The following is a 26,176-nucleotide window of genomic DNA, read 5'->3' on the forward strand; positions in this document are numbered from 1 at the left end:
GTTCAGTAGGTGCTGCAGACCGGCCGGCACGTCATGGCCGACGTACTCGGCCAGCTGCCAGCCGTTCTTCCTGCCGACAGGACCGAGCAGCCCGCGCACGTAGTCCCGCATCCGCCGCCGCAGATCGACCCGACCGAACCGGTGACCGATCCGCAGCAGCACCTCCTCAAGCTCCGAAGCCCAAACATCGGGCCGCACATCATCTTGCACGATCAGCACAACAGCGATCACATGCCGCTGGTCACGAACTCCGGCAACATGGCGGACAGTCAGCTCGCTACACTCGAAAACAAGCCTTTGACCAGCGGCAATAGCAAAGTGCAACTGGAGTACTAAGTGAGATCCTGCCTGAATGAACGATCTCGGCGACGCGCACCTGCGCACCTGGACGCTGCACCTTATAGCCCTCCTGGCAGCCGACACCCGAGAACAACTTGCCTGGCTGGGCGAGCGTGAGCTAGAGACGAAGGACGTTGTTGAAGAGGTGGAGCTCGTCTGCCGCGTCTCCGAAGGACTCGCGGAGCGCGGCGTCTTCGAGCCCGAGGATCTGCGTGGTCTTCGGGCCCTTGGCCGTCGCCTCGGCAAGATCGATGTCACCTGCCGCGTCGGCCTCTGGCGCAACGCCCTGGCCACAGATTCGGCGTGGGACGGCATACGTTCTCTCGCCCGCCAGTTTCTCCTCACGAGGCTGGGCGACTGGCGTCAGCCACTGCCACGTCCCGTGCGCCCGCACACGGGCGACCACTGAGTCGGCCAGGCCTCCTGTGCGACTCTGACCCGGTCGGCGCCGCACACGGATGGGTGCCGGGTGAAGCAGCGTTCGAATCCTTGGTGTGCTCTGGTGCCTCCCGAAGTCGTGAACATCTGCTGTCCGTCCTCATGAACAAAGCCACGGGGACTTCCGCGACCGCGAAGCGGTAGCAGTCGGTGGCCGCCAAGGCGAGCGTCTCGCCCTCCAGGGTCATCTAGACACCGGTGAGGGTCGGCAGGGTCTCGTCGCGGCCCGCGGTGGGCAGCACGCGGTTCAGCTGGGCGAGGAACGTCTGCGCATCCATGGTGGCCATGGCGGGCACGGCCTCCTGCGGGTGCGTGAACTCGTGGATGTTGAGCATGGTGATCGGCATGGTGATGTGCTCGGTGGCCAGCAGGTCTCCCGCGAGCGAGACGGGCGTGCGGGCAGCGACCGTCTTGGTTCCGCCCGGCGCCACGCGAGCGCCCTCACTGACCAGGACGTCCACCCTTGGCGCGCGGTCGCGGCCGCCGTCATCGCGGGGGAGATCGCACTGCTACCCGCACTGCTCATCCCGCGGACGATGCCGTACGCCGTGGCCGCCGGCATGTGATGCACGCGGCCTTCACCTGCCTCAAGCCCCGCCAGCTCATCACCTTCTCGGGGCTAACGGCCGGTACTTACGTTTTGCCTTCACCGCGTGAGCGTCCACGTCGGCGCAGACTGCCACCTCCGCCGTTCGGCTCAGCCACACTATGCGCCCGCGTCCCCCAGCGCGGGTCCTCCCCGGCGCCGCCCCGTCGCACAGCCGGTGACGGGGGAGCCCCGTACCCCCGAAAGGCCTGAGGAGCTGACCACGCCCGACGAGGACACCGCTGAGGGGCCCGTGGCCACGCCGACCGGCTTGTAGGCGATCTTCGAGGCTTTCAGGGGTGCCCCGAGAGCGGCGGATGAGGAGGTTCAGGGCTTGAGGTCACTGTCGTCGAGGTGACTGCCACCATGGCGTCGGGGCCCAATTGCTCCAGCAACCTAATGTAGGCGTCGGCCGTGTTGCCCGCCACTAGGTGTGTATCGGCAAGAACAGCGACCCAATGCCCCTCAGACGGAGGGGGTGCGAGGGTCCACGTGACCTTCCAGCTGCCATCGCGCAAGATCTCGGCTTTTGGCGAGACCAGCCACTCGGCACCAAATGCAATTCCTCCGGAATCTGTGTCGGATGTCCGAACCATGACGTGGACTGCCATGCCCGGGGGTGCGTTGGTGACTGTCCCAGAGAACACGTACGTCTTGCTCGGAGGAGTGGCAGGTGTCTCTGTCCACGAGGTGATGCTGACCCTGGGGCGGGGGGCAGGTGCGGGTCGGGGTTCGACACCGCCGCCCGCACTCAGCGCCAACAGCCCGGTGAGCAGCGCGGCAAGCACCGCTCCTGCAGCCCCGATCAGAGCCGCTTTGGATGAGGGCTGCCAGCGCTGCCACGGATAGACACGCTGAGGTGACGGGGCAGGCGCAGGTGTCGGTGGGTCAGGCTCGGGCGTTTGCGGGTCAGAAGATCCGCTCGTGGTGCCTCTACTGCCCCCGTCGCTGCTGCCCTCGCCCGCCAGCCCCGTTGTCACCGAACTCCCCCAGTTCCGATGCTGCACGCGACCTCATGATGCCTCAGCGCCAGGACCTCGCGCAGGCGATCGCTTCATGCGGGACCGTGACCGCACCGGCTGGGATCCAGTGACCCCCTGCGCGTCCTTACCCGCGGACTGCACCTGGCGCCCGGTATGTCGATCTGTACGCACACTCGCTGTGGGCGCTGCTGACGGTGTGTCCGCAGTGGTCAGCTCGGGATCGTGGGCGCGCAGCGCCTCGGCGGCGTCTGCATCGGTGAGGTGGGCGGGAGCGGTATCGAGGACCACCGTGCCGAGCCAGTATTCGAACCTCTCCTTGCGCTGCTCCTGCGCGTGCATGCCGGTGGTGACCTCGCGGCGGGGCGGAGTCTTGCGGACCTTGTCCACTGCGGCGGACAGCAGCCTTGCCACCGCGGCTGGCTCCAGCCCGGGGCCGCGCTCGGCGAGCAGGTCCGCGAGGACGGCCGCGACCTCAGCCACGCGACCCTTGATTTCCCGGGCCTGCTGGCGAGTGATCTCCAAGATGTCTCCGAACGGAGACATCCCGAGGTCAGTAACGGCCTGGTCGAGCTGGTCGAGGACGACCGCCATGTCGAGCAGCCGGTAGGCCGACGCCCGTGACACCCCCAACTCGGCCCGCGCGTACGCCTCCCAGCTCGGGGAGCCCAGGGCGGTCCAGACCCGCGCGGCATGCGCTCGGCGGACCCTGCGGGCCAGGACAATGCCCGTCCGGGCGTGCACGCGCAGGGCGTCCCGTACGCCCTCGGTGATGGCCCGTGCCTCGGCGGCATCGGCTGCGGGACGGCGCTCAGGGGTGGAGAACGGCTCGATCGTCATACCGACTCAACGAGTACCCCGCACGAACAGGACGTGCCTTACGTGCCGCAACGGCAGGGACACCCGTGAGCTGCGCGTTCGTCCCTCGTCCCCTAGATAACGCTGCCGTCTGCGGGCGGGCTGTCCTGACGGCAGGTGGCCCGGGTCGCCGCGTCGGCGAACTTGCCGTGCAAAACCAGTTCCGGGCCCTGGGCGGTGTCGGCGTCCACCCACACCGCCGGGCAGTTCCCTCCGCCCGAGTTCGGGTCCGTGCCGAAGAAAAGTAACGCCATGATCCCCTCCGAAGCGAGCCGGTTGCGCGTAGTTGCGTGACGACCGTCCCGCGCCCTGCCCGCCCGGTCAATATCGCAGACCGGGGCGGGCCATCGCCCGGCCATCCGGACGGGTGATTTCCCTTCGCGTACGCGGGCGCCAGCCCTAGCGGCGCACGTCCAACTTGCGTGCTTTCAAGGGGCCTTGGGTGAGAGGTGATCGATCTCATGCGACGAACCGAGTACGACGCGGGACAGGCCGCCAAGCACCTGAAGGTGCCCGCAGCCGCCTTCCGGTGGGCCCGGCACACCGGTTCTGATCCCGGCCCCGGACGGGTCGTCCTGCCAGTGGTCCCGGGCCGCCGTGGAGGCGCTGGACGCCGACGCCATCCGGCCGCGATGCCCTCCCCGCCGATCTCCGGCGGCGCGACGGCCGACCGGATCGCCGACGCGCTCGGCACCCCGAACCGGACTATTCACGGCGCGAAGGCGAACGTGACGGCGTTCGTGGTGCGCCGGTTCGTCGACCGCGGCCTCCTGGTCGACCTGAGCGCGAACCCGGACGGGACGCTGCACCACCCCGGCCAGGTCGCAGAGGTCTGCCGCCGCGAGAACCTGGCGGACCTGATCGCCGCCGATACCCCGCTCGGTCCTGAGCAGGCCGCCGCCCGCCTTCGGGTCCGCCGTACCGACTCCGACCACATGGTCCGGCTCAGCTGGATCCGCTCCCCGCAGTCGATCGAGGTCCGCTTCGGCACCAGCCGGGCCGGAGCCGTCGACGTCGCGCTCTACACCACGGCGTCCGTCGACGCGGTGCCCGCCGAACACCCCGAGGTCGACTGTCGCCCCGCTCCACGCTGCACAGAACGACCTGTCGGCAGTTAGGGCACGACCTATCGGACACGCCCTGAGTAGATCCGCCCGGACGGGTGTATCTACTTCTCGACGAACTGGAAGTCCGCCAGCAGGGTCGGGCCGTCCGGGCCCAGGGTCAGCGCGTTCTGGTTGTTGTCAACGGGCTGGCCATCGTTCGTCGTCAGGACCATGTTCCTCGTGGTGATCTGCGGTCCTGCGGGTCCGGCGGTGTAGATGGCGACCGGGGTACCGCTGGCGTCCACGACGGTCAGGGTGGCCGGAATCGTGTTCCCGCCGACGGCAACCAGCACGGCGGTGCCCCCGCGGGCGCCCAGCGTTACGGTGGCCGGCTTCGGCTGTGGCTTCGTGTTTGAGGGTGCCTCGGTCGGCTTGGAGTTGTGCTTGTCGCTCATGTCAACATTCTCCAGAAATTCAAAGGGAATACCAGCTCGCCTCACCATACGAACAAGACGCGCCGCGGATGGTCGAGCAGGCTCGCGCCAAACGCCAGCGGTCCCGGCCAGGGACTGCGCCCTTTCCGTGACCCTGGAGCCTGTCGGCCGGCCCCTGTTGTCACGAGTGTGAGGGCGTGGGCCACGGTGTCTATCAGCTGGTGCCTACCAGCTGATCAGCATTACGCCGCCGCTGGCGCCGCTGGCCATGCCGAACAGGACCACCTGTGTGCCCGGGCGTAGCCGGCCTTGGTCGGCGGCGTGGGCGAGTTGGAGGGGGAGGGTGGCTGCGCCCATGTTGCCGGTGCGGTGGAAGGTGGGCACGACCGTGTCGGGCTGGATGCTGAGGCGTTCGCAGAAGGTGCGGACGAAGGGAACGGACGGCTGGTGGAGACAGACCAGGCCGAGTTCGTTCGGATCGGCGTGCTGTTCCTTCAGCCACTGCGCGGCGCGGGTGTCGATGCCGAGGAAGGAGGCGAGGAGCTTTTCGGAGTCGATGTGCAGTCCCGGCGGGCCGTCGGGGGCGTGGTGAGGGTTGAAGAGGGTGGCAGCCGACCAGCCCGCGGAGTTCGCCATGAACGTGTGAGCGATGATGCCCGGCCGGGTGGAGGCTTCGACGAGCAGGGCGGCGCCCATGTCCCCGCCGGTCAGGGAAGCCAGCCCGGTCCGCAGGGTGGTGGGAGTGAGGTTCCATCGGCTGAGGCGGCTGAGGGTTTCCCCGCATGCGATCAGGATCCGCCGGTAACGGCCGGCGCGGATGAAGGCGTCCGCGACCTCCAGGGCGTTCAGGACGCTGTTGCAGGCGTTGGAGACGTCGAAGACCGGACAGCTCAGTCCCGCTTGGGCGGCGACGATGTGGGCGTTGGCGGGTTCCTGGACATCGGCGCTGACAGCGGCGAACAGCAGCAGGTCGACTTCGCCCGGTTCAAGGCCTGCCTGGTTCAGGACACGGGCGACGGCATGGGAGGCGAGGCCAGAGGGCACGTCGCCGTCCGCGGCGACGACGCGCTCTTCCAGCCCGTAGAGCCTCCGCAGCAAGCCGGCCGGAACCCGTACACCGGGGCTGTGCTCACGCAGCCGGTCCTCGATAGCTCGCACGCTCTGGCGGCCGTCAGGCAGGTGGACCGCGACGTGGGTGATGCGGCTGTAGACGTTCATACCGACTCCTTCACCATGCCGGCATACGCCGGGGCTTTGTGAGGCAGGCCGCTGACCGTGTGTTTCACCCAGTCCGACAGCCACAGCGGTGACACCGTGTGAAGCGGCACCAGGAGACGGGCGTCGAAGCCGACGGTGTAACGGGCCCTGGGCCGGGGGGAGGTCAGCGCCTTCTCGATGGTCCGGGCGACCGGCTCGGGACCGGGGACACGTGCGTTGACAGCCCCGAACAGAGACTTCGACCGGTCGTAGCCCGCCGCTCCGCCTCGGTCGACTTGGGCGAGGTCGTCGATCGCCCGGTCCAGCATCGCGGTGGCGAATGCTCCAGGCTCCACCAAAGACACGCGGACACCGGCATGCGCCATCTCCACGCGCAGGCAGTGGGTGAGCGCGCTCAGCGCGTGCTTGCTCGCGCTGTACCAGCCGCCCAGCGGCCAGGGCACTCGTCCCAAACCAGACGACACGTTCACGATCCGGCCCTCACCACGTCGCCGCATCTGCGGCAGGGCGAGGCGGCAGATCCGCATCGCCCCCAGAAGGTTCACCTCCAGCAGGTACCGCGCCTGCTCATCACTCACGTCCTCAAGCGACCCGGCCTGCGGCACCCCGGCGTTGTTCACCACCGCCCACAAGCCACCGCCCGTCATCTCCGCGATACGCCCCATCGCCTCCTCGCAGGACGACGGCTCGGCGACATCCAGTACCACCGTCCTCAGCGGCCGCCCGCGCGCCGCGGCGGCAGCGAGCAGGCCGTCCGCCTTCTCCTGGCTGCGCGCTGTACCGATCACATCGAAACCGCAGCCGGCCAACCTCAGTGCCGTCGCCGCGCCGATTCCCCCAGTTGCCCCCGTAACCATCACACTGCGTTGAACCCGCAGGCCGGTCGAGGCATGCATCTCCATTCGTACGTCACTCCCCAGGATCCACAGACGGCCCGCGCCACCTGGTACGCCACCGCACAGTGGGCAACGACCAGGAAGAAACGCAGTTGTGGCCTCCCGCAGAATCACTGCGAGCCTTTGCCCGCAGGTCGGGGTCACGCCTTGGCGAGCGCGAACCGCTTCTGGCCGGCCGTCGGGCGTACGACCAGGCCGGGAGGTCTGCGCGGCGCCGCTACTCGGTCGGTGAAGACCGTGGGATCGCAGAGCATGCCTGGACTGCGCCACGAGGAGGTGCGTCCGGTGGTCACCGGCGGGCGGTCTCCGGCTGGTCGGGCGCGACGTCGTCGCCGTCGCCGCCGGCGGGGCCGCAGTCCCACTCCGCGACCACGGTGCCGGTCTCCCGGTAGCGGGCGATGGCGTCCTCGTCCACGGTGCCGTCGGCGTCGGTGAACCAGATCTCCGGCAGCGGCCCGTACGCCTCCTCGTAGGCGGCGACCCAGGCGATCGGGCCGTGGCCGTTGTTCGCGACGTGACGGATCGGCTGGCCGGCGGTCTCCAGGCACAGGGCCGCGTAGGCCGGGGTGCCGAGCAGTTCGTGCCAGGCCGCGTCCACGGCCGGGGAGAACATCTCCGGTGCGGACAGGCCGCTCTTGAAGCGCTGGCCGGTGATGGTCAGGAACCGGCGCAGCTCGGTCGTTGCGGTACTCACGGTGGTGCCCCTCTCGGTGTCGAGTGGTGCTCGCCCCGGCCCGGGGTGGGACGGGTGTGGTGCCGTGCACCGCGCACCCGGGAGATCCGGTCTCTGCCGGGTGCGCGGTGGGTTTCAGGGGGGCCGTGACGGCCTGGGGTGCAACGCTGGCGAGGCGGTCCAGGCGCTCGTACAGGGCGCGTACGAGCCGGGCGCGGCTCTGGGCGCAGCGCGCGGTGCCCTCCAGCGGAACGGACAGGCGGCGGTCGGCTTCCTCGAGGACGACGTCGGCGAGGGCGCGGGCGGCGTGGTCTTCGGGCAGCAGGTCCGCGGCACGGCGGACATCGACGGCGACGGCGCGGGCGGTGCCGGTGAGCAGCAGGGCAATCTGCTGGAGGTCCGCAGAGGGAAGGCTGGGGCTCCCGGTCCATCCGAGCACGGCCTTGACGAGGCACTTGTGGAGCTCCCGGTCGAGGGGGAGCTCGATGTCGAGGCGTCCTTCGGGGTCGTAGAGCACGACGTGGGGGTCGGTCATCGTGCGCCCTCCGCGTCGTCGTCCTGGTCGTGGTCGCCGGTGTCGGCGGCCGGGCCATGGATGGCGAGGAAGCGGGCGTAGCCGCGGTCGGCGCGGGCCAGGAGCGCCGGGGAGGGCTGGCCGAAGGCGGGCGGCTGGAGTCCGTGGTCTTCCGGCTGGGTGTCGGCGGGTGTGGGTGCGCTCATGGGGCACCGCCTCCGTGTGCTGGGTGCGTCGCGTCGGTGTCGTTCGACGCTACGGAGGCCGCCGCGTGGTTCTCAACGAGATTGCGGGTAATTGCGGAACATCACTCCAGGGCGTCGATCGCGGCCTGGATGAGGGCGCGGGCCGTGTCGCCGTAGACGGCCATCTCCTGGAGGCGGGCGAACGCCTTCGTGTAGTCGGCGACTTCGCGTGGCTGGGTCACCTTGATCTCCGCTGTCAGGGTCTCCACCACGGCCGTGGTGTCGTCGTGGACGTAGAACGCCTCCAGCGGCCACACGGTGCGCTGCGCGGTGAACGGGATGATCCCGAGCGAGACGGAGGCGAGCGGCATCACGGCCAGGAGGTGGCGCAGCTGGCCGCGCATCGCCTCGGGGTCGGCGGTTCGGTAGCGCAGGACGGATTCCTCGATGAGGACGACGTAGCGGTGGCCGCCCTCGTAGAGGAAGCGGGAGCGGGCGATGCGGGCGGCGACGGCTTCGGTGACGTCGTCGGGGGTGCCCTGGAAGCGGGTGATCTGCTTCATGAGGGCGGTCGCGAACGCCGGGGTCTGGAGGAAGCCGGGCGGCACGTTGGAGAGGTAGACGCGGCAGTGGCGGGTCTGCTCGTGCAGGGTGTACCAGTCCTGCTGGACCTGACGCATGCCGTTGCGGTGCAGGCGGCGCCACTCCATGTACATGGAGTCGACCGCGCGGGCGGTGGCGATGAGGTCGGCGGCCTGGTCGTCGGCGCCGCACGCCGTGCACCAGGTCCGGATGTCCGCGTCCGAGGGGAGGACCGCGCCCTTTTGGATGCGGGTGGTCTTCGCGGGATGCCAGCCGCACCGGGCGGAGAGTTCCTTCCCGGTGAGGCCGGCGTCCTTGCGCAGGTGCGTGAGGCGCACGGCGAGCGCCTCGCGGGCCGCTTGTGCGCTGGACGATGGGGAGGCGGGCACAGGTCTGCTCAGGGGGCCTGGACGGTGTACTTCTCGTGTGGGATGCCGCGTTCCCAGACCGCCTCGAACGCCGTGGCGCACAGCGCGGCCGCGGCCGGATCGTCGGTGCGTTCCTTTCCGTCCGGCGCCCAGTCGCCGGTGCCGGTGAAGTGGTGGAACTGCACGACGCGCCCGTCCAGGAGCCAGAAGTCGTTGCCGGGCAGCGGGATGTCGCTCGCCTGGCGACGGGGCAGCCAGCGCAGGTCTTCCCCGGCCTGGAGGTTGAGCGGGGTGATGGCGTGCTCGTAGCGGATGTAGTCGGTGACCGGCTCCGAGACGATCCGCGCGCGGCGCATCACCACGCCGCGGGCGACCGCGTCCTTGACGAGCGGCATCCATTGCGGCCAGAACGAGCGGGCCGGATCGAGGTTCGGGACCAGGAAGGACTCGAAGTCGTCCCGTTCGTCGCCCACCGCGTAGACGACGCGCATCTCCAGGTGGACGGCCGTGCGGTGGGTGTGAGGAAGCCCAGCCCCGAGTCGCGCATGAGCTGGGCATCGCTGCTGATGAACTGGCTGGTCTGCACCGGCGGTTCGAGGTCATCCCCGGTGCTCAAGCCCAGGTCGACTGGGGTGACGAGGGCAAGGTCCTCGCTCACGTCGGCCTCCCGAAGGTCTACTCGTTCCACATGGTCTTGTCCTACTCGCGCGATCCGTTCTGCTGTTTCACCACCAGCCAGGACCTGGCGACGTTCTTCGACTGCCACCGCCAAGCGTTCACGCATTTCGGTGGGGTGCCGATGACGATCGTCTATGACCGCACCAAGACGGTTGTCGGCGTACACGTGAACTTTAAGGAGTACGCCGACAACGTGGTTGCGCATAGTTGCGCGCACCGACCGTCCAGCAGCACAGAGAGCCGGTCAAGAGGACCGAGAAGGCTGGAGGGGCTGGCCCACGCGGCGCGGTGCGGGCCAGCCTCCGCCAGTTTCTGCCGGCGGGACGTGCGGCCAGCGCTGCGCGCAGGCGCGCGGCAATGGGCTGCTACCGCTGGACGAAGCTGGGGTCCTTCATCTGGTCGGGCTCGGACAGCTGCTTGTGCGGGGCAGGCCGGCGCCCGGCGAGCGACCAGCCCAGGGGCGCAGTCCGGCGCGGCGCCGGTCCGGGTCGTCGACGCCTCCCTCGTACCAGGGCTCGCCGCGCTGGTTCATTGCCGCGTGGTGGGAAGTAGTTGGTGATCGGTACGGTCCGAGTGCAGGGTCACGGTCCCCCGGGCGATGGGGCGGTCGATGAAGTCCGCAGTGCCGTGGTATCGGGGTGCGAAGCGGGCTTGCTCGAGGTTTCCCGAGATCACGTACTCCAGGTTGTGGAGATAGGCCGCAACGGCGCAGTCAGCGCCCAGCCGCGAACTGCGGAGCGTAGTCAGCATGTCAGCGATCTGTTGTTCCTTGAGGGCCACGAGGTTTACGAGCTTGTCGATTGCCTGCTGGAGAGTTGCGCCAGCTGTGAGTAGCACGCAGACCGCGTTGACGTGGTCACCGGCGAAGTGCTCGGCGCGGAAGGAGAACAGGTCGTTGGAGAACAGCAGGTGTTCGGCACAGGCCCAGTGCAGGGAACGTAGCCTGGCCAGCACCGGGTCGGTGAGATCTACGCCTGCCGCGTACTCGGTGAGGATGAAGTAGACCCACGCGGCCAGGCTCTGCTCGAGGCGCACGCTGGTGTAGCTGGCAAGGTCCAGGACTGAGCCCTGTGCGCGTGAGGACACCTCGCGCAGGCATCCGCGGGCGAAGCCTCGTGCGGCTTCGGTCAGCCTGTGACGTTGCCGGGCGGGCATCCGCTGTGCCATCGCCTGCCAGACATCGGCCAACGCCCTGCCATGGGCCGTAGCCGGTGCTCCTCCTTGCATCACGTGCAGCGTGTCGTTGAGGACCTGTTCGACGTCGGTGGAGCTGTCGGGGCTGCTCTGGAGGAACAGGTCGTCGAAGGCGAAGAGGAATGAGGTGAGGCGAGCGAGGTCGTGGAATCGGTCTTCGTCGGTGACCGGGTAGGTGAACGCTGTCCACAATGCGCTGCGCTGGGCGAGGAAGGTGTCCCGGGCGCGGTCAGTGGGGAAGGGGTAGTGCTCGGTCAGCCACAGGTCGTGCCATCGTTCGAGCTTGGTGATGGCCGGGTGACGCTGGCGGGCCAGCCGGAGGGGAATGGCGGCGAGCTCGTAGACGGCGCCAGTGTCGATGGTGTGGGTCATGGCAGCAAGCCCATGCCCTCCCGCTTCGGGCTTTCGACCCATCCGTCATCGGAGTACCGGTTGGCCCCGAACAGCTGATACCAGGTGGTGACGCCGCTGGTCGCGAGCGCCATGTGGTGTACGACGCGTTCCACGTCCGGCTGATCGGCGCCGAAGTCCGGAAGTGCGTCGGCGAGGGCGACGAACTCGGCGAGGTCGGCGTCATGGATGCGAAGCATCTCATCGCAGGCTTGTTCAAGGGACAGGTCGTCCTCGCGTTGGAGGACGAATGCCAGGTTGATCGTCTCCCCGTCGCCACTGCGGGGGATTTCCTTCGGCATCGAGTAGGCGTCGTTCTGCCAGGCGGTGATGCGCGCCAGGAGATGCATGGCTCTTCGGATGGCCGGATGCGTCGCGATGTGGTCGGGCAGCGGTACCCCCAGTTCGAGTTCCACCAGTGTCAGCCAGGGGTACATGCCGACGCTGTAGGGCCGGAACTCCTCCAGTTCGGCAAGAGACGGGACGCGCTGGTCCAGCTTGAAGGGTGCCTCCGCCTCGATCCCTTTTTGAATGAAGTTCTCGTGGTTCTCACGGGAGAACCGGCTCAGCCAGTGCGGCGGCATCAGCTCTGTGGCCATGACCCGCAGGTCGGCAGCCATCCTCAGCACCGGATGCTCGTCGGTGCGGGGGCGGGCACCATCCAGGATTTCGCCGACCCGTCGGCGCAGGGCTGCGAGTTCAGCAGGGGAGCTCGTCCCGAAGTGGTCGTCGAGGTGCGTTGCCCAGAGTGAGAACAGAGCAGTGGTCAACGCTCTCTCGTGCGAGAGCGAGTGAGGGAAGGAGTACGCGGTGACAAGGTCCAGTCTCTGTCGCCGGTAACGGGCTCGGCCTTCCTCGGGCAGGTGGATGAACTGATCGCACCACGTGTCGTATTGCGGCGCCATGGACTGGGCATAGGGGCTGTGCGCGGTGAAGCGGTCGGGGAGCCGGAATCTGCGCGGCCTGACAATCTCGGCCAGGGAGTCCATGGACGGCAAGGTGGATCTCCGCTCTCGACAGAGCCGCTCATGCGACTCTGGTGGTGGTGTCGTAGGCGATCTGACGCAGCGCGTCAGTGGCGGCAAGGGGGAATGGGCCCGTGTCCAGTGAGCGGAGCGCCCGCTCACGCCGCGAGGTGATCATGTGCTCGACGCTGTCGCGGGCGCCGGTCGCGATGAGGATGTCCCGGATGCGGGCAGCGCCGCCCTCGTCCAGCCCGGGATCGCCGACAAGCTTTTCGAGAGCCTGCCGCTGGACTGGGTCGGCGCGTTGCAGGGCGTGGGCCAGCAGGACCGTGTGCTTTCCGTCGCGCAGGTCCTCCATACAGGATTTGCCCGTCGTATCGAGCGTTCCGAAGACGCCGAGGAGGTCGTCTCGGAGTTGGAACGCCTCACCGAGAGGCAGGGCGAAGGCGCTCAGCGCGGAGCGCGTGTCGGCGGCTGTGCCAGCGAGGGCGGCACCGATGTGCAGGGGCCGCTCGACGGTGTACTTGGCGGTCTTGTAGCGCACGATCTCCATGGCCCGCTCAATGTCGCTGGTGGGCCGGCCTGCGGCGACAACATCAAGGTACTGGCCGTACATGAGCTCGGTGCGCATGTTTTCGACGACCGGTAGGGCGGCGGCCAGTTGGGCGGGAGTGAGGCATGTCGTGGGAAAGAGCTCGTCTGACCAGGCAAGGGCGAGGTCACCGATGAGGATGGCCGTGCTGATGCCCAGGTGCTCGGCCTGTGCTTGAGAGCGAGCGCCGCGGTGGAGGTCAGCGAGGACACGGTGAAGAGTGGGCCGGCCGCGGCGTGTGGCGGAACGGTCAACCACGTCGTCATGGATCAGTGCGAAGGTGTGGAACATCTCCAGCGACGCGGCCGCGTGAAGTACCGGGGTGATGTCTTCCTGTCCGCTAGCGGCGTACCAGCCCAGTACGCACAGCAAGGGCCGCAGGCGCTTGCCGCCGGAGAACAGCAAGGCATGCAACGCTTCGCCAGTTTCACGGGGCAGGTGGCAGGCGGATTCTGTGCGGCGCTTTTCTGCCAGGAAGGTGTCCAGCACAGTATCGACGGCATGACGCACGCCCCGCAGGTCCAGCAGGGTCACATCCACTGCCGCAGGCGCCGGCATTGGGCATTGCCGCTGGCTGCCAGGGACGGCGGCAGGAGCAAAGTCGGCATTCTCGCTCATCCCGCCCCGCAGAGTGATCACTTCATAGCCCGTCAAGACTACAGAGAGTGCGACTGAAATCACTAGACGTAGTTTCAGTCAGTGTGGCCGAAACGCGACTTACCGTGAAGGCGTGCCCACACGCTCCGACAACGCAGCCGAGCCGGCGCCCGACCGGAACCAGCCGCCGCGCGCACCGACCGTCCCGCAGCGCAGAGAGCCGGTCAAGAGGACCGAGAGGCTGGAGGGCTGGCCCCACGGGATGCGGTGCGGGCCAGCCTCCCAGGTCAGTTCCTGCCGGCGGGACGTGCGGCCAGTGCTGTTCGCAGGCGTGCGGCGATGGGCTGGAATCGCTGGACGAAGCTGGGGTCCTTCATCTGGTCGGGCTCGGACAGCTGCTTGTGCGAGGCGGGCCGGCGATCGCCCGACACCTGGGGCACGACCGCAAGACAATCCGCGCGTATCTGAACGGCGAGCGAGTCTCCGGCTATCGCCGCCAGTCGCCAGACGCGTTCATGCCCTTCCTGGAGTATTGCCGCCAACGGCTCAGCGACGACCCTCACTTGTGGGCCTCGACGCTCTTCGATGAAGTCGTAGAACTCGGCTATACAGGCGGATACTCCACCTTCACGCGAGCCCTGCGACGATACAAAGCGCGTCCGCACTGCGAACCCTGTCGGGCTTCGAACGGCCGCGACGTGGCGATCATCGCGCATCCTCCGGGTGAGGAGATCCAGTTCGACTGGGTCGAGCTCCCGGACCCGCCCGTGGAGTGGGGCGTCGGTGCCAACGCGCATCTCCTCGTCGGCGCCCTGGCTCACTCGGGACGATGGCGGGCTGTGCTGGCGGAGGCGGAGACCTTCCCGCACCTGGTTCAGGCCATCGACGCCGTGCTGCGGCGCCTGGGCGGAACGGCCCGGAGGTGGCGGTTCGACCGGATGGCCACCGTCTGCCACCCGCCGACCGGACGGATCCTGCCAACCTTCGCCTCCGTCGCAAAGTACTACGGAGCCGGCGTCGACATCTGCCCGCCCCGGCGGGGCAACCGCAAGGGTGTCGTCGAGAAGGCCAACCACTCAGCAGCCCAACGATGGTGGCGAACTGTCCCGGACGGCATCAGCATCGGGGCAGGTCAGAACGGCGTCGACAAGCTGGCCGTGCAGATGGACAGCCGCAAACGCAAACTCGACGGAGCCTCGACCACGGTCGCCGCGCTCGCTGAGGCCGAGCCGCTGCTGGACCTCCCACCCCGTCCGTTCCCCGCTGAGCTGGAGCAGATCCGTGTCGTCAGCCCGCAAGGGCTTGTCTTCTTCGCAGGCAACCACTACTCCGTCCCGCCCGGGCTGGTCGGCGCCCACGTCACGGTCCGGATCCGCCTCGGCGAGGACGACTTGCATGTGGTCACCGCCAGCCGCGCGGTCATCGCACACCACCGCCGGGCACCGGATGGCGCGGGGCAGACCGTTCGGGACTCCGGGCACGTCGTTGCCCTCGAACGAGCCGTTCTCGCCTCGTTCTCCGACAAGGCTCCCTGCCGCACCAAGGTCCGTCGGCCCCCGTCGGCTGCGGCCCAGGCGGAAGCCGAGAAGCTTCGCGGTCGGCCTGAATCGGACGTCGCGAACCGGGTCGTGATCGACCTGTCTCACTACGCCGCCGTCGCCGACCGGCTGCGGCAGGCCCCCACCCACGAAGACCAGGAGTGTGAGAGTGAGTGACGCCATGCCGATGAGCGAGGCCCGCCGCTACCAGCAGTTGCGGGGCCACCTGTCCTATCTGAAGCTCAATGACGCCGCCGAAGCCCTTCCCCGCGTCCTAGACCAGGCCCGCGCCGAGCGGATGACCCTCACCACGGCGCTGGAGAAACTCCTTGAGATCGAGGTCGAGGCGACGGAAGCACGCAAACTCTCCTCCCGGCTCAGGTTCGCCTGCCTGCCGGAACCCTGGACCCTGAACGACTTCGACTTTGCTGCCCAGCCCGGCGTCGAAGAGAACTCATCCGCGACCTGGCCACTCTGCGGTTCCTCGATAACGCCTCCAACGTCCTGCTGGTCGGCCCGCCCGGCGTCGGCAAGACGATGCTGGCCGTCGCACTCGCTCGCTCCGCGGTCGACGCTGGCCACCGCGTCTACTTCACCACCGCCGCCGAACTCGCCGCCAAGTGTCACAAGGCCGCCCTCGAAGGCCGCTGGTCGAGCATCATGAGGTTCTTCGCCGGAGCCCCCGGCTACTCGTGATCGATGAACTGGGCTATCTCCCGCTACCCGGCGACGGCGCCTCGGCCCTCTTCCAGGTGATCAACCAGAGATATCTGAAGTCGAGCACGATCCTCACGACCAATGTCGGTATTGCCGACTGGGCCGGCGCCTTCGGCGACGCGACCGTCGCCGCCGCGATGCTCGACCGGCTCCTGCACCGTGCTGCCGTGGTCGGCATCGACGGACCGTCCTACCGGCTCCGCTCTCACCAGTCCCACGCCGACAACCTCCGCAAAGGAGTGACCGGACGTGCTGGTTGAATTCCGGGAGTGCCCCATCTGCTGGACGTCATTCCAGGTCAACCGCAATGCAGCGGCCCGGCACACCTACTGCACCCCTCGCTGCAAAGCAGAGGCCGCTCGGCGCCGACGCCGCGAACGCGACGAAGCCGCCGACGTCGCTGAAGGCGAACCGATGACGTCAGCGTCGCCAGACCCGACACCACTCGCGCCGACGGCCGTCCGGAACTGCCCACACTGCGACAAGCCCGTCACCATCGTCGCCCTGCTGGCCACTCCCGAAGCCGCACGACCCACCATCCCAGCAGCAAGTCGGGACGTGATCCCGATGCGCAGAAGCTGACACCGTCCGACGGGAATCGGCAGGACACGATCAGTCGCCATTCACTACTGTCACATCGGAAAGGATGTGGACATGGCACTGGTCAAAAAGGGATCGCGGCTCATCACCGTGGACGGCATGACCTACCGGTGGCGACTCCGCGGACGGCCGACCTACGACCAGGGCCTGGTCCGGTCACCCCTCACCTACGCGGTCGAACACGCCGACGCTTCCGGAACCACACTGGTGGTCACCACCAACAAGCCGCACCCGAGCAACTGGTTCGGAACACAAGGCAGCCCGATTCTGCCTGGCCAGGTGGCTGACAGCATCCGCACCGCGCTCAGCGATGGCTGGACGCCCGAAGGCCCCGGCTCACCATTCCACCTCGACCAGTCAGCGGGCTTCGTCTCGCCCCACTGACTCACCACACGCTCAAGGACTCACCGGGGCCAGCGATCGGTGAGTCCTTCTGCTTTCTGCTCCCCACTTCCCCAGTTGGTTCACTTCGTGAACCAACTGGGGCGAAGAGCAGCCGTGGGGAAAATTCGAGATCGGCATCAGCTCACGGTAGTAACGGCAGGGACCGTGCTGGCCACGACATCAACAGCGTCTGCTGGAGGGATCGGCGACTCCCTGTCCCCGGCCTTCGACACCAGTTGCACCAACCACCACGGCATCCACGCAGACGGTGCGACCACCCACGGCACTGGGGCGGCCAACGGCAACTCCGCCGGGCTTCCCATCGGTAACCCCATCAACCAATGTGGCGGCGCCGACGTGCCGAGGGTTGAGGTCTTGGACGGGAAACTGCTCGACTTGAGCCTTCCCGGACACTGATCACCCATCCGGGGTGCGGGCCGGCGGTGTTCCCGACGCGAGGGCCGGAGGCTCAGGGTCTGAGTGAGAACCTCGGAAGCCAAGGTCAGAGCCTTCGGCCGAATTTCAGAGCACTGCCGAACGGTCAGCCGCAGGCGACTGGGTAGAACTCCCCGAGCGGTCCGAGCCGACGCCCATCGCCCCGGGCGCCGGCCTCCTTCCGGGGCGGCTACAGGACGCGGACGTCCGTCGCCTGCGGGCCTTTCTGGCCCTGGGCGACCTCGTACTCGACCCGCTGGCCTTCGTACAGGCTCGTGAAGCCACTGCCCCCGAGCGCGGAGTAGTGGACGAACACGTCAGGGCCGCCCCCGTCCGGCGCAATGAACCCAAAGCCCTTCTCTGCGTTGAACCACCTCACAGTGCCGGTATCCGCCGGGACGCGCTCGGTATGGCCGACCGGTGCCGCCGTGTGGGCGGACGCTTCGGCGAGAGGGGCTACAAAGAGGGCAGCAGCCGCGGCCACGAATACAGCAAGGCGTGCAGGGCGCACAGTGGGAACCTTTCGGCAGGCCACAAGACCCGGTAGCTGCCTACCTGGTCCCGCGGAGTGGGAGGTCCCAAGCCTTGTCCCCACATGACTGCCACACCTACCGCAGCACCCCGACCCTCACTCGCACGCACCACAACCCCCGGCGGATACGCCCCGCGCATTGCGCAGACCGCCCGCTCCGCCGGCCGCTCCCGACACCTGCACGCTCACGGACCGCCGGTAGCCCTTCGGACAGGTGAGACGTGATCACTCGCGCCGTGGCAGAACAAGTCCCCTGAACCGCTCCACACCACGACGTCCTGCGGGCCGCTGTGCAGCGCGCCATCCGATAGCACCCCGCTGGGGCTGGCATCCATTTAGCAAACTAGGTTGTTGCTCTTCCCAGTGTCGCTCTCCTGGTTCAGGATCTCCTTGAGCTGGACCAACTGGGCGTCACTCTTCCCGTTTTCGTGCGCGCAGTTCTTCGCGTTAAACGAATCGTGTAGCGGGAGATCGGCGCCTCCGCACTGGTTGAGGGGCCCGGTAGTGGGCAACGTGAGCAGGTTGCCTGCTCCGTGGCCGGTCGCGGCCGTCGTGCCGCCCTGCGCTGCTGCGCCGACCCTCTGGTTGGCGCAGCCATTGCCGATCGCGGGCGAGAGGAAGTCTCCGATTCCTCCGGCCCAGGCTGGGGCGGCGCCCTGGCCGACCCCAGCAAAGGTGAGCGTGACAGCGATCGCGCAGGCGAATGTGCGTAGTTTCATGCCCTGACAACGATGCTGATCGCGAATCAGCACTATCTAGGGCCGCAAGAGAGACAAGGGCCGTTGCATCGCTTCCACCCTTGAGTTTGCCCCGGTGTGCCGTGACCCACGGTGCCAAGTAGCCGCCTCTCCTGTTGGGTTCTGGTGCATTTCACTCGTTTTGACGGCGGTGGCGCCCGAAAGATGTGGGCTGGGAATCGTTGCCGTCCACGTAAGGGTGACCCAGGACATTACTACTCGGCGGTACGGGAACACATGGTCCGATTCATCCGGCCCCATGTGAAAGGACTCCCTATGCGCCGTGCCGCAGCTGTCATCCTCACAGCCGGAGCACTCCTGACGACCCTCACAACCACCACGGCAGCCGCCAACCCCGCCGACCCCTGGCCCCCTATCCAACTCCCCGAGATCCAGCTCCCCACCCTCCCCGAGATGCCCGAAATCCCCGGCGTGCCCGAGCCCGAATCTTCCTAACGGGGCGCGGCCGGGGATGACGAGCGGCGTGGGATGGTGACCTGCGGCTCCGCCAGGACGACGCGGGTCGCCGGCTCGCGGTGCACGGGAACGCGGACGCTGTTGCACTCCCGTGTGCAGGGCGGTGTTGCACGAGGCGCTGTGAGCCACCGTGCGATCGGGCCCAGGCTGGCTACCAGCGGCGCAAGTCTTTGGTGAGTTCGAGGTACCACTCGGTGCGGCGCGGCACGTACTCGTCAGGGGCCGGTTCGAGCGCGACGACCTGGTCTGTGATCCCGTAGGTGACTCGGTAGGCCAGGACCTGGGTGGCGAGGTCCATCCACTCCTGCGTCTTGTGCGCCGGCGGCACGGGACCGAGCACGGTCACGAACCACATGGGCAGCAGGGCGCGGTCGCGGATCGCCTCGGCCAGACGGCTGCGCAGCAGCCAGTTCAGCTTCCTTTCCGCTTTGTCGCCCTGCTCGATCAGCGACGCCTTCGCCTGCCTCAGAGAGTCGTCCTGAGCCAGTGCGGCCTGGGCGGTCTGGGCGGGGCCAGCCAGTTTACGGGCCCGCTGATCGTGTCTCTCGGCGAGGGTGTGGGACATGCCGAAGTCCATGACGGCCTGCTTGAACTCGCGGGACGTGCGCGGCTGAGTGGCCAGGATGCCGGCGGCCTCCACCACCTTGTCGCGGTGCTCGTCGCGTTCGGCGATCGCGCCTTCGTACTCGCGGACCTTGATGCGGTGGGCTTCGCGCTGGTGTCTGGGGAGCAGGCCGGAGCGTACGTGCCAGCCGTGGTTGGCGGTCCTGGCCAGCTTCATCCACTCCGGGTCGATGGTGTCGAGGTCGGCGAGTGGGGCGCCGCCCGCGGCCAGTAGGTGGGCTTCGAGGGCCTGGACGCGGCCGGTCAGCCGCTTGAGGGATTGGTCCGTGCCCTGGATGTGGCCGCGTACGTCGTCGTCCAGCTCGGTGAGGTCGTTGCGGACGGTGCTGAGGTCGTCCTCGAGACTGCGGATGTCGCCGCGGATGTCGCGCAACTCGTAGTCGAGGTCTTCGACCTCCCCCAGCTTCGAACGCAGCGAGTGCAGCTCGTGCTCCATCCCGCCGGTCCGGGTCTCCAGGCGGCGGACCTGGTAGCCGTAGTCGTCGCTCACCGCCGCGCCCCCTTCGCGTCCGTGCTGTCCATGGAGGACCCAGCGACAAGCATCCAGCCCACGGCGGCGGCGATGATGAACCACCGGCTGATCACGCTCAGGCTAATGAGGGCCATCAGGAGCGCGACCACGTGCAGTGCGACGGCTCCGAAGCGGCGGTCACGGTGCTGTTCGGCATCGACCTTCTGGAAGCAGCCGGCCACAGTTCCCACGAAGTGCGGGACCAGCAGGACCAGCCACCAGGTCGAGTGGTCAAGGACGAAGACGAGCGCGATCAGCACCGCTCCGACGGCCGCCTGGCCGCGCCAGGACCACGTCACGATGCGCTCACTGCGCCTGCGATCGGGTTCGGCCAGACGCTCGGGGATCGTCTTCTCGAACTCCACCAGCTTGCTGGTGACGTTCACCAGCCGGGCGTACTCCACCGCGAACTGGTCACCGTCGGAGTGCTTCAGCACCTCCGCATGGCGAGCACCGACCTTCTGCTGAAGCTGCGCGAACTGCTCCTCGGTCTTCTGCTCGGTGCTGCCCACCGAACCACCCCCACCCGCAATGCGACGACACGCCGACCGGACACTTCCCACCGGCGGCCACCGCCAGCCGTGAAACTGATCGACCGTACCCACAGCTGTCCGGTACCCGCCGGGCAATCAGATGCAGTGGCCGAACCATGCCGATCAACCCCGTGCATCGAAGCCGAGGCCCGTGGTCGCCTGGGTGCAGTTCAGACGGTCCGCATGGCAGGCAGGGTCTTAGCGAAGTAGAGCGCCGTGTTTCGTACACCTCGGTTCGAGATCACCTAGGCCGTCGACCTGGCCGACGGCGGCGCGGCCCTGCTGATCGCCGTGCTCATAAACCATGGTCAGCACGTGCTTTACATCCTCGGCCGCATGGTCAACCGAGCCTCCGGCAGCTATCGCGGCGAGGGCAAGACCGATGCCCGCGACGCGCTTGTCATCGCTGACGATTACATAGGGGCTGGCACTCGCCACGCGGGCGCTGTCCCTGATCTGGGTGTGTTGCCGGGCGGGGTGGCATTCGGGACGGAGCTCGACGGCTGCTGGGTACTCCTGTTCACTGCGCCTGGCCGGGCGGCCCCGCGCTGTTGGACTGCCGCGCCTTTGTACGTGGCGTCCAGCGGCGCCAGGAGGTGCCCATTTCGGCCGCCCGTCGGCGCGCGGCGGTGAGCCCTCCTCCCACGCAACGTCGAAGTGGCTCTACACCCTGCCCAGGTTCTCGATGGTCCTTGTGCATGTCCCCGCGGGCGCAGAACCGGCGAGCGTGGGCGGTCCACTGCCCAGCGGGCATCTCCAGTTGGCTCCGCGAAGCGTATTACCGTGGGCTTGAAGGCTGCGCATACGCCGTATAGGGCCTGAGTCGGGCCGCTGTGATCGGTGTCCGGTCAGCCGCCGGACGGAGTGACAGGGAATACCGAGCATGTGGCGGTCGGTCGAATTCCGGTACGACTAACGGCTGCTCAGTGCGTGGCGTGACTTGATTGTTCCCTCTGATCAGCACGATGAGGCCGACGGCCCCGACCGGCTCGGCCGTTGTCAAGTTCGGCGGACCCGCCAGGACCGGTGCGTTCGTGGTGATGAGTGCGGAGGGCGCAATGGTGGTCAGTCGTCGAAGGGTGCTGTGGGGCGGAGCGCAGGCGTTGGCCCTGGCCAGTGCGGGCCGGATGACTGCGGGTGTCGCGCAGGCCGTGCCCGTGCGGCACACGCCAACCTGGGAAGGCAGCCTGCCGGCCTCGTCGTGGCGCAGCCTCGAACGGGCGCTGAGCCTCGGTGCCGGGCTCTACCGGCCCGGGAACGCCAATTACCAGAAGCTGGTGCTGCCGGACAACCGGCGCTATGCGGCGGTGCGGCCGGCGGGCATCACCGCGTGCGCCACGGAGAAGGACGTGCGGGCGGCTCTGGGGTGGGCCGCCGACCACGGGATGCCGTTCGCCGTGCGCTCGGGCGGTCACAATTACGCCGGTTACTCCACCACGACAGGACTGCTGATCAGCCTGCGCCGCATGCGCGGTGTGGTCCCCAGCGGTCACCGGCTCGTGCTGGGCGGAGGCGCCACCAACTCCGACGTCTACGAGGCGAAAGCGGCGAACCTGTACTTCCCCGGCGGCCGTTGCCCCGGCGTGGGCGTCGCCGGGCTCACCCTGGGCGGGGGCTTGGGCTTCAACGACCGCAAGTGGGGCCTAACGTGTGACCGGCTGGTGGAGACACGCCTGGTACTGGCCGACGGCTCCCTGGTACGGGCCAGCGCGCGGGAGAACGCGGATCTGTTCTGGGCGTGCCGAGGCGGAGCCGGCGGCAACTTCGGCATCAACACCGGTTTCACCTTCGAGGCCGTCGACGTCTCCGCCCAGCGCGCCACCGTCTTCGACCTGACCTTTCCCGTCCGACAGGGCGTCGAGGTCATGGCCGCCGTCCAAGAAGCCCTGGCCGCGGACGAGCACAACGCCCTGGACGTGCGCATCGGCTTCAAGAACGAGGGGCAGGGCAACGGCGGGACGCTGTGGCTCCTGGGCCAGCGCCTGGGCGGCCAGGACAGCCTTCAGCGGGCACTCGCACCCGTACTGTCCCTGCGCCCGAAGAAGGCATTCGTGCAGGAGCGGCACTTCTGGGACGCCCAGGACTACCTCATGGAACGCCCTGGCACGCCGGCGGCCAGTGCCTCCAAGTCGCTCGTACCGGACAGCCACATCGGCCGACCCGCTGTCGAGGACATCATCGGCTGGATCGAGGACTGGCAACCCGGCCAGAGGGGCAACGCCGGCTACGTGACACTGTTCGCCATGGGCGGCTCCAGCGCCCAGCCGGGGAACGGCGAAACCGCATACCCGCACCGGCGGGGAACGTTCGTCATCGACATCGGCAGCCACTGGCACACCGACACTCCCCGCCAGACCGTCGACGGCCTGCTCGCTCAGCTGCGGACGATGCACCGCACCCTGCGACGCGGCCTCGAGACCTCCGCCGCGTACGTCAACTTCCCCGACCCGGACCTGCACGACTGGCAGCACGCCTACTACGGCGCGAACTACGAACGTCTGACCGACGTCAAGCATCACTACGACCCGACCGGGCTTTTCCGCTACGGCCAGAGCATCGGCGTCGCTGATACCGCGACGGCGCACCCCTGACCAGAAGTTCTTTGACCGACGGGGCAGTGTCCAGGACGCCGCCAGCGCGGCAAGCAATCCGGTGCTGTTGTCCGGCGCGCAGGGCGGGGGCGGCTTCGATGTCGATCTCTCCCGCAGACGGCGATCAGAGCGAGGCCATGGTCGGTGTGCTGGACGGGGAGGTCAGATCGTCAGTCACGAGAGGGGCTCCTGGCCGGTGCCGGGCCGGCGGTGAAGAGCCCTCAGCATCGATCGGCCCGGCCGCTCACGAATCGTGGTGCTCCTGGGGCCGCAGCCGTGTAAGTAAGCCCGGAGGGATGAGCACGCAGAGGGGGGACATGGGATCGGGGTGTTGCGGTGAGTGTGGACGTTGCTGTCGTGGGAAACGGTGTGCTCGGCTTGTCGGTGGCCCTGGAACTGGCACGCCGGGACAGTCGCCTGCGTATCGCTGTTGTCGGCCCACGAGCCCGGACCGGGGCGGCGACCCCAGCGGCCGGCGCCATGTTGAACTGTTTCGGCGAGGTGACGCAGTACACCGACCGCCATCCCGCAGCCCAAGCCCGCTTCGCCCTTGCACGGCGTGCCCTGGACGCCTGGCCGGACTGGCTCGCCAGGCTCGCTGAGGATGCGGGAGGAACCGACGGCGGCCGGGCGCTGCGCAACAGCCACATCCCCGGCACCTTCGTGCTCCTGAGCGCACGATCGGGCCGCATCACCGACCGAAACTTCGAGGCTTTGCGTCTCGCGCTCGTCGAGTACGGTGAGCCGCACGAGGCAGTCGACCCCGCTGATGTGCCCGGGCTCGCACCTCGCCCTGACGCACGGCCTCTGCGCGCCCTGTACCTGCAGCGTGAAGGCACCGTCGACGCCCGCCGCGTCCTGGCCGCCCTGGAAGCGGCGGCCACCACCCACGGTGTGGAGTTCTGGCCTTTGACCGCCACCGCGCTGGTCGCCGACAACGAGACCGTGCGGGGCATCCAGCTGGACGACGGCCGGATGCTGCAGGCCACCACAGTAGTTGTGGCAGCCGGCAGCATGAGCGGGGAACTCGCCGCCACAGCGCTCCCGCCTGGTGCCGTTCCTCCCATGCTCCACGGCACCGGACTGGCCGTCCTCACACGACGCGAAAATGCTGGTGGTGTGACGCGGGCCGTGCGAACCCCCAACCGGGCGGCCACCTGCGGCCTGCACGTCCTGCCCACCTCGGGCGGGCACTACGTCGGCGCCACCAGCGTCATCACCCCCCAGCTGTCCGCAGGGCCGGAACTCGGGGTGGCCCACGAGATGCTGCGAGCAGCCTGCGAACAGATCGACCGGCAACTCGCCGCCGCCCAGGTCACCGCCTGGCTGTGCGGACGGCGCCCCATCCCACTCGACGGCTTTCCCCTGCTCGGCCCCTCACGCCTCCTTCACGGACTGATCTTCGCCACCGGCACTTACCGCGACGGTTTCCACAACTCACCCGCCATCGCCCGATGCATCGCGGACACCCTGCTGGGGGCCACCCCACCGGACAAGGACTTGTCCTGGTTCACCCCCGAACGCCCACCGATCCAGACCATGACCGTCTCCCAAGCCATCGACGAAGCCGTCATCCACTCCATCGACGCCGCCTACGAGCACGATCTACGCCTCCCCGCGCTCCTTGGCGACACACACCTCACCGACGGCCTGCACCAACGCGCCAAAGACTTCCACGACCACTTGCCCCACCCGATCGCCCTCCCACCCGAAATCGCCATCTCACAACTGCTGCTGCCCGCCCGCAGCCCCGGTGAGGCACAGCACCTCACCTGGCTGTCGGACTACCTGCACGCCGCGCACCAGCACCACAGACCTGCTGAATACGCCACCAGACAAGCCAGCCATACCGCAACACCTTAGAGGGCGTTTGATCTAGGCAGATTGCCCTTTCTGTCCTAGTAGGTTCCTCGCCAGGTTGGTGTTGTCTCGTCCGTTATGCGTTTGGCGAGGTTGTCGATGGATGCGATGTGGATCATGGCCTCGGAGCTGGTGGTGAGGGTCTCTTAGTCGCGGGCCAGGCGCCGGTGCATCATGATCCACCCGATGCTCCGCTCTACCACCCAGCGTCTCTTCACCACGTGAAATCCGCGAACTCCGGGGTTTCTGTTGACGACTTCGACGTCGATTCCGAGCTGGGCCCGTGTTCGACGACCGCATTCTTGAAGCCGGTGTCGACCCAGCTCTTGGCGATGGTCGGGTACGTCTTCTTCGCCTGGTCGAGAAGGCGCATTCCCAGGGTGTTCTCGGACAGGCCGGCGGCGGTGACGGTCACGGCGAGGATCAGGCCGATCGTGTCGGTCAGGATGCCGCGCTTCCGCCCGACGATCTTCTTGGCGGCATCGGTTCCCTGGCTGGTCACGGGCACATTGCTCGAGGTCTTCACGCTCTGGGTGTCGATGACGGACCCTGTGGGTTCCGGCTTGCGGCCCTCCTTCGCGCGGGCCAGGCCGGTGAGGTCGTAGTTGAGCTGGGCGAAGATTCCCTCGTCACGCCAGGCCGCGTAGTAGAAATAGACGGTGCCGTGTCCCGGGAAGTCGTGCGGGAGGTATTTCCGCAACGTCGGCTCGATCAGGGCCCATCGGGCGTCGGACAGGTCGCTGGGGTAGGGCTTCCGCTGGCTCACGCCGTAGCGTGATCACTGGTCATACCGGAAGGCGGCGTTCCGCTGCCTCTCAGGCGTTTCTGTGATCTTTTCGAACCAAACGGATTTCAGGATGCAACTACGGATGAGACGGGCAGGTAAGTTCGCCACCCCTGAAGGCGCGATAGTCACCCACCCGTTCATACACCACACAATGCGACATGGGTGAAAGGCTCTTACCGGGCTTGACCTGCATAAACGCCCTCTGAGAATCCGTCTGTAATCCTCCGTTGATCTTGTGCTGGCACCCCAGAGGCTGTATCCGGGCTCTGGGGGCACGGGTGTGTGGCAGCAGCCTTTGCGGAGAGCTTGTAGGTGCT

Annotated in this window: 26 protein-coding genes and 5 pseudogenes; 11 read left to right on the forward strand and 20 right to left on the reverse strand. The window is 67.9% G+C overall.

The annotated features are described in order from the left end of the window. Positions 1-198 (reverse strand): annotated as a pseudogene (locus tag G412_RS40590) (IS701 family transposase); the annotation flags it as partial. A gap of 154 nt (positions 199-352) precedes the next feature. Between G412_RS40590 and G412_RS0129545 the strand changes: the two are divergent. Continuing rightward, entirely contained in the window at positions 353-748 is a 396-nt protein-coding gene (locus G412_RS0129545) for a hypothetical protein (protein ID WP_028815201.1), read from the forward strand. A gap of 217 nt (positions 749-965) precedes the next feature. On the opposite strand, the gene G412_RS39935 is transcribed toward G412_RS0129545, so the two are convergent. From G412_RS39935 to G412_RS0129560, 3 genes are all read right to left on the reverse strand, one after another. Further along, positions 966-1,208 (reverse strand): hypothetical protein, encoded by a 243-nt coding sequence (locus G412_RS39935; protein WP_157839193.1) that lies wholly within the window; start codon positions 1,206-1,208, stop codon positions 966-968. Positions 1,209-2,376: 1,168 nt separating this feature from the next. Continuing rightward, complete coding sequence (locus tag G412_RS36545; protein WP_037650246.1) at positions 2,377-3,183, reverse strand: hypothetical protein; 807 nt, start codon at positions 3,181-3,183, stop codon at positions 2,377-2,379. A 92-nt stretch (positions 3,184-3,275) separates the two neighbouring features. Further along, positions 3,276-3,455 carry a hypothetical protein gene (locus G412_RS0129560; RefSeq protein ID WP_028815203.1) on the reverse strand — a complete coding sequence of 60 codons (180 nt, stop codon included), beginning with the start codon at positions 3,453-3,455 and terminating at the stop codon, positions 3,276-3,278. Positions 3,456-3,662: 207 nt separating this feature from the next. Between G412_RS0129560 and G412_RS40595 the strand changes: the two genes are divergently transcribed. Next, positions 3,663-4,319: a hypothetical protein gene (locus tag G412_RS40595; protein ID WP_244283299.1), complete on the forward strand. Its 657-nt coding sequence runs from the start codon at positions 3,663-3,665 to the stop codon at positions 4,317-4,319. 50 nt (positions 4,320-4,369) lie between these two features. Here the strand turns inward: G412_RS40595 and G412_RS39940 are convergent, their stop codons facing one another. The 8 genes and pseudogenes from G412_RS39940 to G412_RS36560 form a co-directional block, all read right to left on the reverse strand. Then, positions 4,370-4,702, reverse strand: coding sequence for a catalase (locus G412_RS39940; protein ID WP_028815204.1), 333 nt, complete (start codon positions 4,700-4,702; stop codon positions 4,370-4,372). 204 nt (positions 4,703-4,906) lie between these two features. Then, positions 4,907-5,899 (reverse strand): 3-oxoacyl-ACP synthase III family protein, encoded by a 993-nt coding sequence (locus tag G412_RS0129575; RefSeq protein ID WP_028815205.1) that lies wholly within the window; start codon positions 5,897-5,899, stop codon positions 4,907-4,909. Next, entirely contained in the window at positions 5,896-6,801 is a 906-nt protein-coding gene (locus G412_RS0129580; protein ID WP_078607512.1) for an SDR family NAD(P)-dependent oxidoreductase, read from the reverse strand. The genes G412_RS0129575 and G412_RS0129580 overlap by 4 nt, the downstream gene beginning before the upstream one ends. Positions 6,802-6,935: 134 nt before the next feature. Further along, positions 6,936-7,088, reverse strand: a complete 153-nt coding sequence (locus G412_RS39945) for a hypothetical protein (RefSeq protein ID WP_157839194.1) — start codon at positions 7,086-7,088, stop codon at positions 6,936-6,938. Next, positions 7,085-7,489, reverse strand: a complete 405-nt coding sequence (locus G412_RS0129590) for a hypothetical protein (RefSeq protein WP_028815207.1) — start codon at positions 7,487-7,489, stop codon at positions 7,085-7,087. The genes G412_RS39945 and G412_RS0129590 overlap by 4 nt, the downstream gene beginning before the upstream one ends. Before the next feature lie 510 nt (positions 7,490-7,999). After that, complete coding sequence (locus G412_RS38705) at positions 8,000-8,188, reverse strand: hypothetical protein (RefSeq protein WP_078607514.1); 189 nt, start codon at positions 8,186-8,188, stop codon at positions 8,000-8,002. 101 nt (positions 8,189-8,289) lie between these two features. After that, positions 8,290-9,138 (reverse strand): helix-turn-helix domain-containing protein, encoded by an 849-nt coding sequence (locus G412_RS0129600; protein WP_028815209.1) that lies wholly within the window; start codon positions 9,136-9,138, stop codon positions 8,290-8,292. 8 nt (positions 9,139-9,146) lie between these two features. Continuing rightward, a pseudogene (locus tag G412_RS36560) lies at positions 9,147-9,644 on the reverse strand (DUF6879 family protein); the annotation flags it as partial. Between the two features lie 74 nt (positions 9,645-9,718). Between G412_RS36560 and G412_RS41220 the strand changes: the two are divergent. After that, complete coding sequence (locus tag G412_RS41220; protein WP_483027169.1) at positions 9,719-10,354, forward strand: DDE-type integrase/transposase/recombinase; 636 nt, start codon at positions 9,719-9,721, stop codon at positions 10,352-10,354. On the opposite strand, the gene G412_RS0129610 is transcribed toward G412_RS41220, so the two are convergent. Genes G412_RS0129610 through G412_RS0129620 form a run of 3 tightly spaced genes read right to left on the reverse strand, consistent with a single transcriptional unit; the run spans position 10,324 to position 13,554 of the window. Next, complete coding sequence (locus tag G412_RS0129610) at positions 10,324-11,361, reverse strand: terpene synthase family protein (protein WP_028815210.1); 1,038 nt, start codon at positions 11,359-11,361, stop codon at positions 10,324-10,326. The genes G412_RS41220 and G412_RS0129610 overlap by 31 nt on opposite strands. Further along, the gene (locus tag G412_RS37460; protein WP_028815211.1) at positions 11,358-12,368 is read right to left on the reverse strand and encodes a terpene synthase family protein; all 1,011 of its coding nucleotides are present in this window, start codon (positions 12,366-12,368) and stop codon (positions 11,358-11,360) included. Before G412_RS37460 ends, G412_RS0129610 begins: the two co-directional genes overlap by 4 nt. Before the next feature lie 37 nt (positions 12,369-12,405). Further along, the gene (locus G412_RS0129620) at positions 12,406-13,554 is read right to left on the reverse strand and encodes a polyprenyl synthetase family protein (protein WP_244283300.1); all 1,149 of its coding nucleotides are present in this window, start codon (positions 13,552-13,554) and stop codon (positions 12,406-12,408) included. A 677-nt stretch (positions 13,555-14,231) separates the two neighbouring features. On the opposite strand from G412_RS0129620, the gene G412_RS36570 reads away from it, so the two are divergent. From G412_RS36570 to G412_RS0129640, 4 genes and pseudogenes are all read left to right on the forward strand, one after another. Further along, positions 14,232-15,248, forward strand: coding sequence for a Mu transposase domain-containing protein (locus tag G412_RS36570; RefSeq protein WP_244283301.1), 1,017 nt, complete (start codon positions 14,232-14,234; stop codon positions 15,246-15,248). A 10-nt stretch (positions 15,249-15,258) separates the two neighbouring features. Next, positions 15,259-15,767, forward strand: a pseudogene (locus tag G412_RS41480) (ATP-binding protein). Then, a complete protein-coding gene (locus G412_RS41485; RefSeq protein ID WP_028815213.1) occupies positions 15,764-16,048 on the forward strand; it encodes an ATP-binding protein in 285 nt (94 codons plus the stop codon). Before G412_RS41480 ends, G412_RS41485 begins: the two are co-directional and overlap by 4 nt. A 394-nt stretch (positions 16,049-16,442) precedes the next feature. Continuing rightward, positions 16,443-16,772 (forward strand): hypothetical protein, encoded by a 330-nt coding sequence (locus tag G412_RS0129640; protein WP_028815214.1) that lies wholly within the window; start codon positions 16,443-16,445, stop codon positions 16,770-16,772. Between the two features lie 625 nt (positions 16,773-17,397). On the opposite strand, the gene G412_RS0129645 is transcribed toward G412_RS0129640, so the two are convergent. Both G412_RS0129645 and G412_RS0129650 read right to left on the reverse strand, forming a co-directional pair. Next, entirely contained in the window at positions 17,398-17,586 is a 189-nt protein-coding gene (locus G412_RS0129645; protein ID WP_028815215.1) for a cold-shock protein, read from the reverse strand. 488 nt (positions 17,587-18,074) lie between these two features. Further along, on the reverse strand, positions 18,075-18,458 hold the full coding sequence (locus G412_RS0129650; protein WP_028815216.1) for a hypothetical protein: 384 nt from the start codon (positions 18,456-18,458) through the stop codon (positions 18,075-18,077). A gap of 294 nt (positions 18,459-18,752) precedes the next feature. Here G412_RS0129650 and G412_RS0129655 point away from each other — a divergent pair, with 294 nt between their 5' ends. Continuing rightward, positions 18,753-18,932, forward strand: coding sequence for a hypothetical protein (locus G412_RS0129655; RefSeq protein WP_028815217.1), 180 nt, complete (start codon positions 18,753-18,755; stop codon positions 18,930-18,932). A gap of 172 nt (positions 18,933-19,104) precedes the next feature. On the opposite strand, the gene G412_RS40610 is transcribed toward G412_RS0129655, so the two are convergent. After that, positions 19,105-20,067, reverse strand: coding sequence for a hypothetical protein (locus G412_RS40610; RefSeq protein ID WP_028815218.1), 963 nt, complete (start codon positions 20,065-20,067; stop codon positions 19,105-19,107). After that, positions 20,064-20,600 carry a hypothetical protein gene (locus G412_RS0129665; RefSeq protein WP_028815219.1) on the reverse strand — a complete coding sequence of 179 codons (537 nt, stop codon included), beginning with the start codon at positions 20,598-20,600 and terminating at the stop codon, positions 20,064-20,066. The genes G412_RS40610 and G412_RS0129665 overlap by 4 nt, the downstream gene beginning before the upstream one ends. 270 nt (positions 20,601-20,870) lie before the next feature. Here G412_RS0129665 and G412_RS38715 point away from each other — a divergent pair. From G412_RS38715 to G412_RS36585, 3 genes and pseudogenes are all read left to right on the forward strand, one after another. Next, positions 20,871-21,032 (forward strand): annotated as a pseudogene (locus tag G412_RS38715) (IS110 family transposase); the annotation flags it as partial. Positions 21,033-21,586: 554 nt separating this feature from the next. After that, on the forward strand, positions 21,587-23,212 hold the full coding sequence (locus tag G412_RS0129675; protein WP_078607516.1) for an FAD-binding oxidoreductase: 1,626 nt from the start codon (positions 21,587-21,589) through the stop codon (positions 23,210-23,212). Positions 23,213-23,569: 357 nt separating this feature from the next. Beyond that, positions 23,570-25,075, forward strand: a complete 1,506-nt coding sequence (locus tag G412_RS36585) for an NAD(P)/FAD-dependent oxidoreductase (RefSeq protein WP_279626790.1) — start codon at positions 23,570-23,572, stop codon at positions 25,073-25,075. 35 nt (positions 25,076-25,110) lie between these two features. On the opposite strand, the pseudogene G412_RS36590 reads toward G412_RS36585, so the two are convergent. After that, a pseudogene (locus G412_RS36590) lies at positions 25,111-25,838 on the reverse strand (IS5 family transposase). Between the last annotated feature and the right edge of the window lie 338 nt (positions 25,839-26,176).

The organism is Streptomyces flavidovirens DSM 40150, assembly GCF_000429085.1.
Taxonomy (GTDB): domain Bacteria; phylum Actinomycetota; class Actinomycetes; order Streptomycetales; family Streptomycetaceae; genus Streptomyces; species Streptomyces flavidovirens.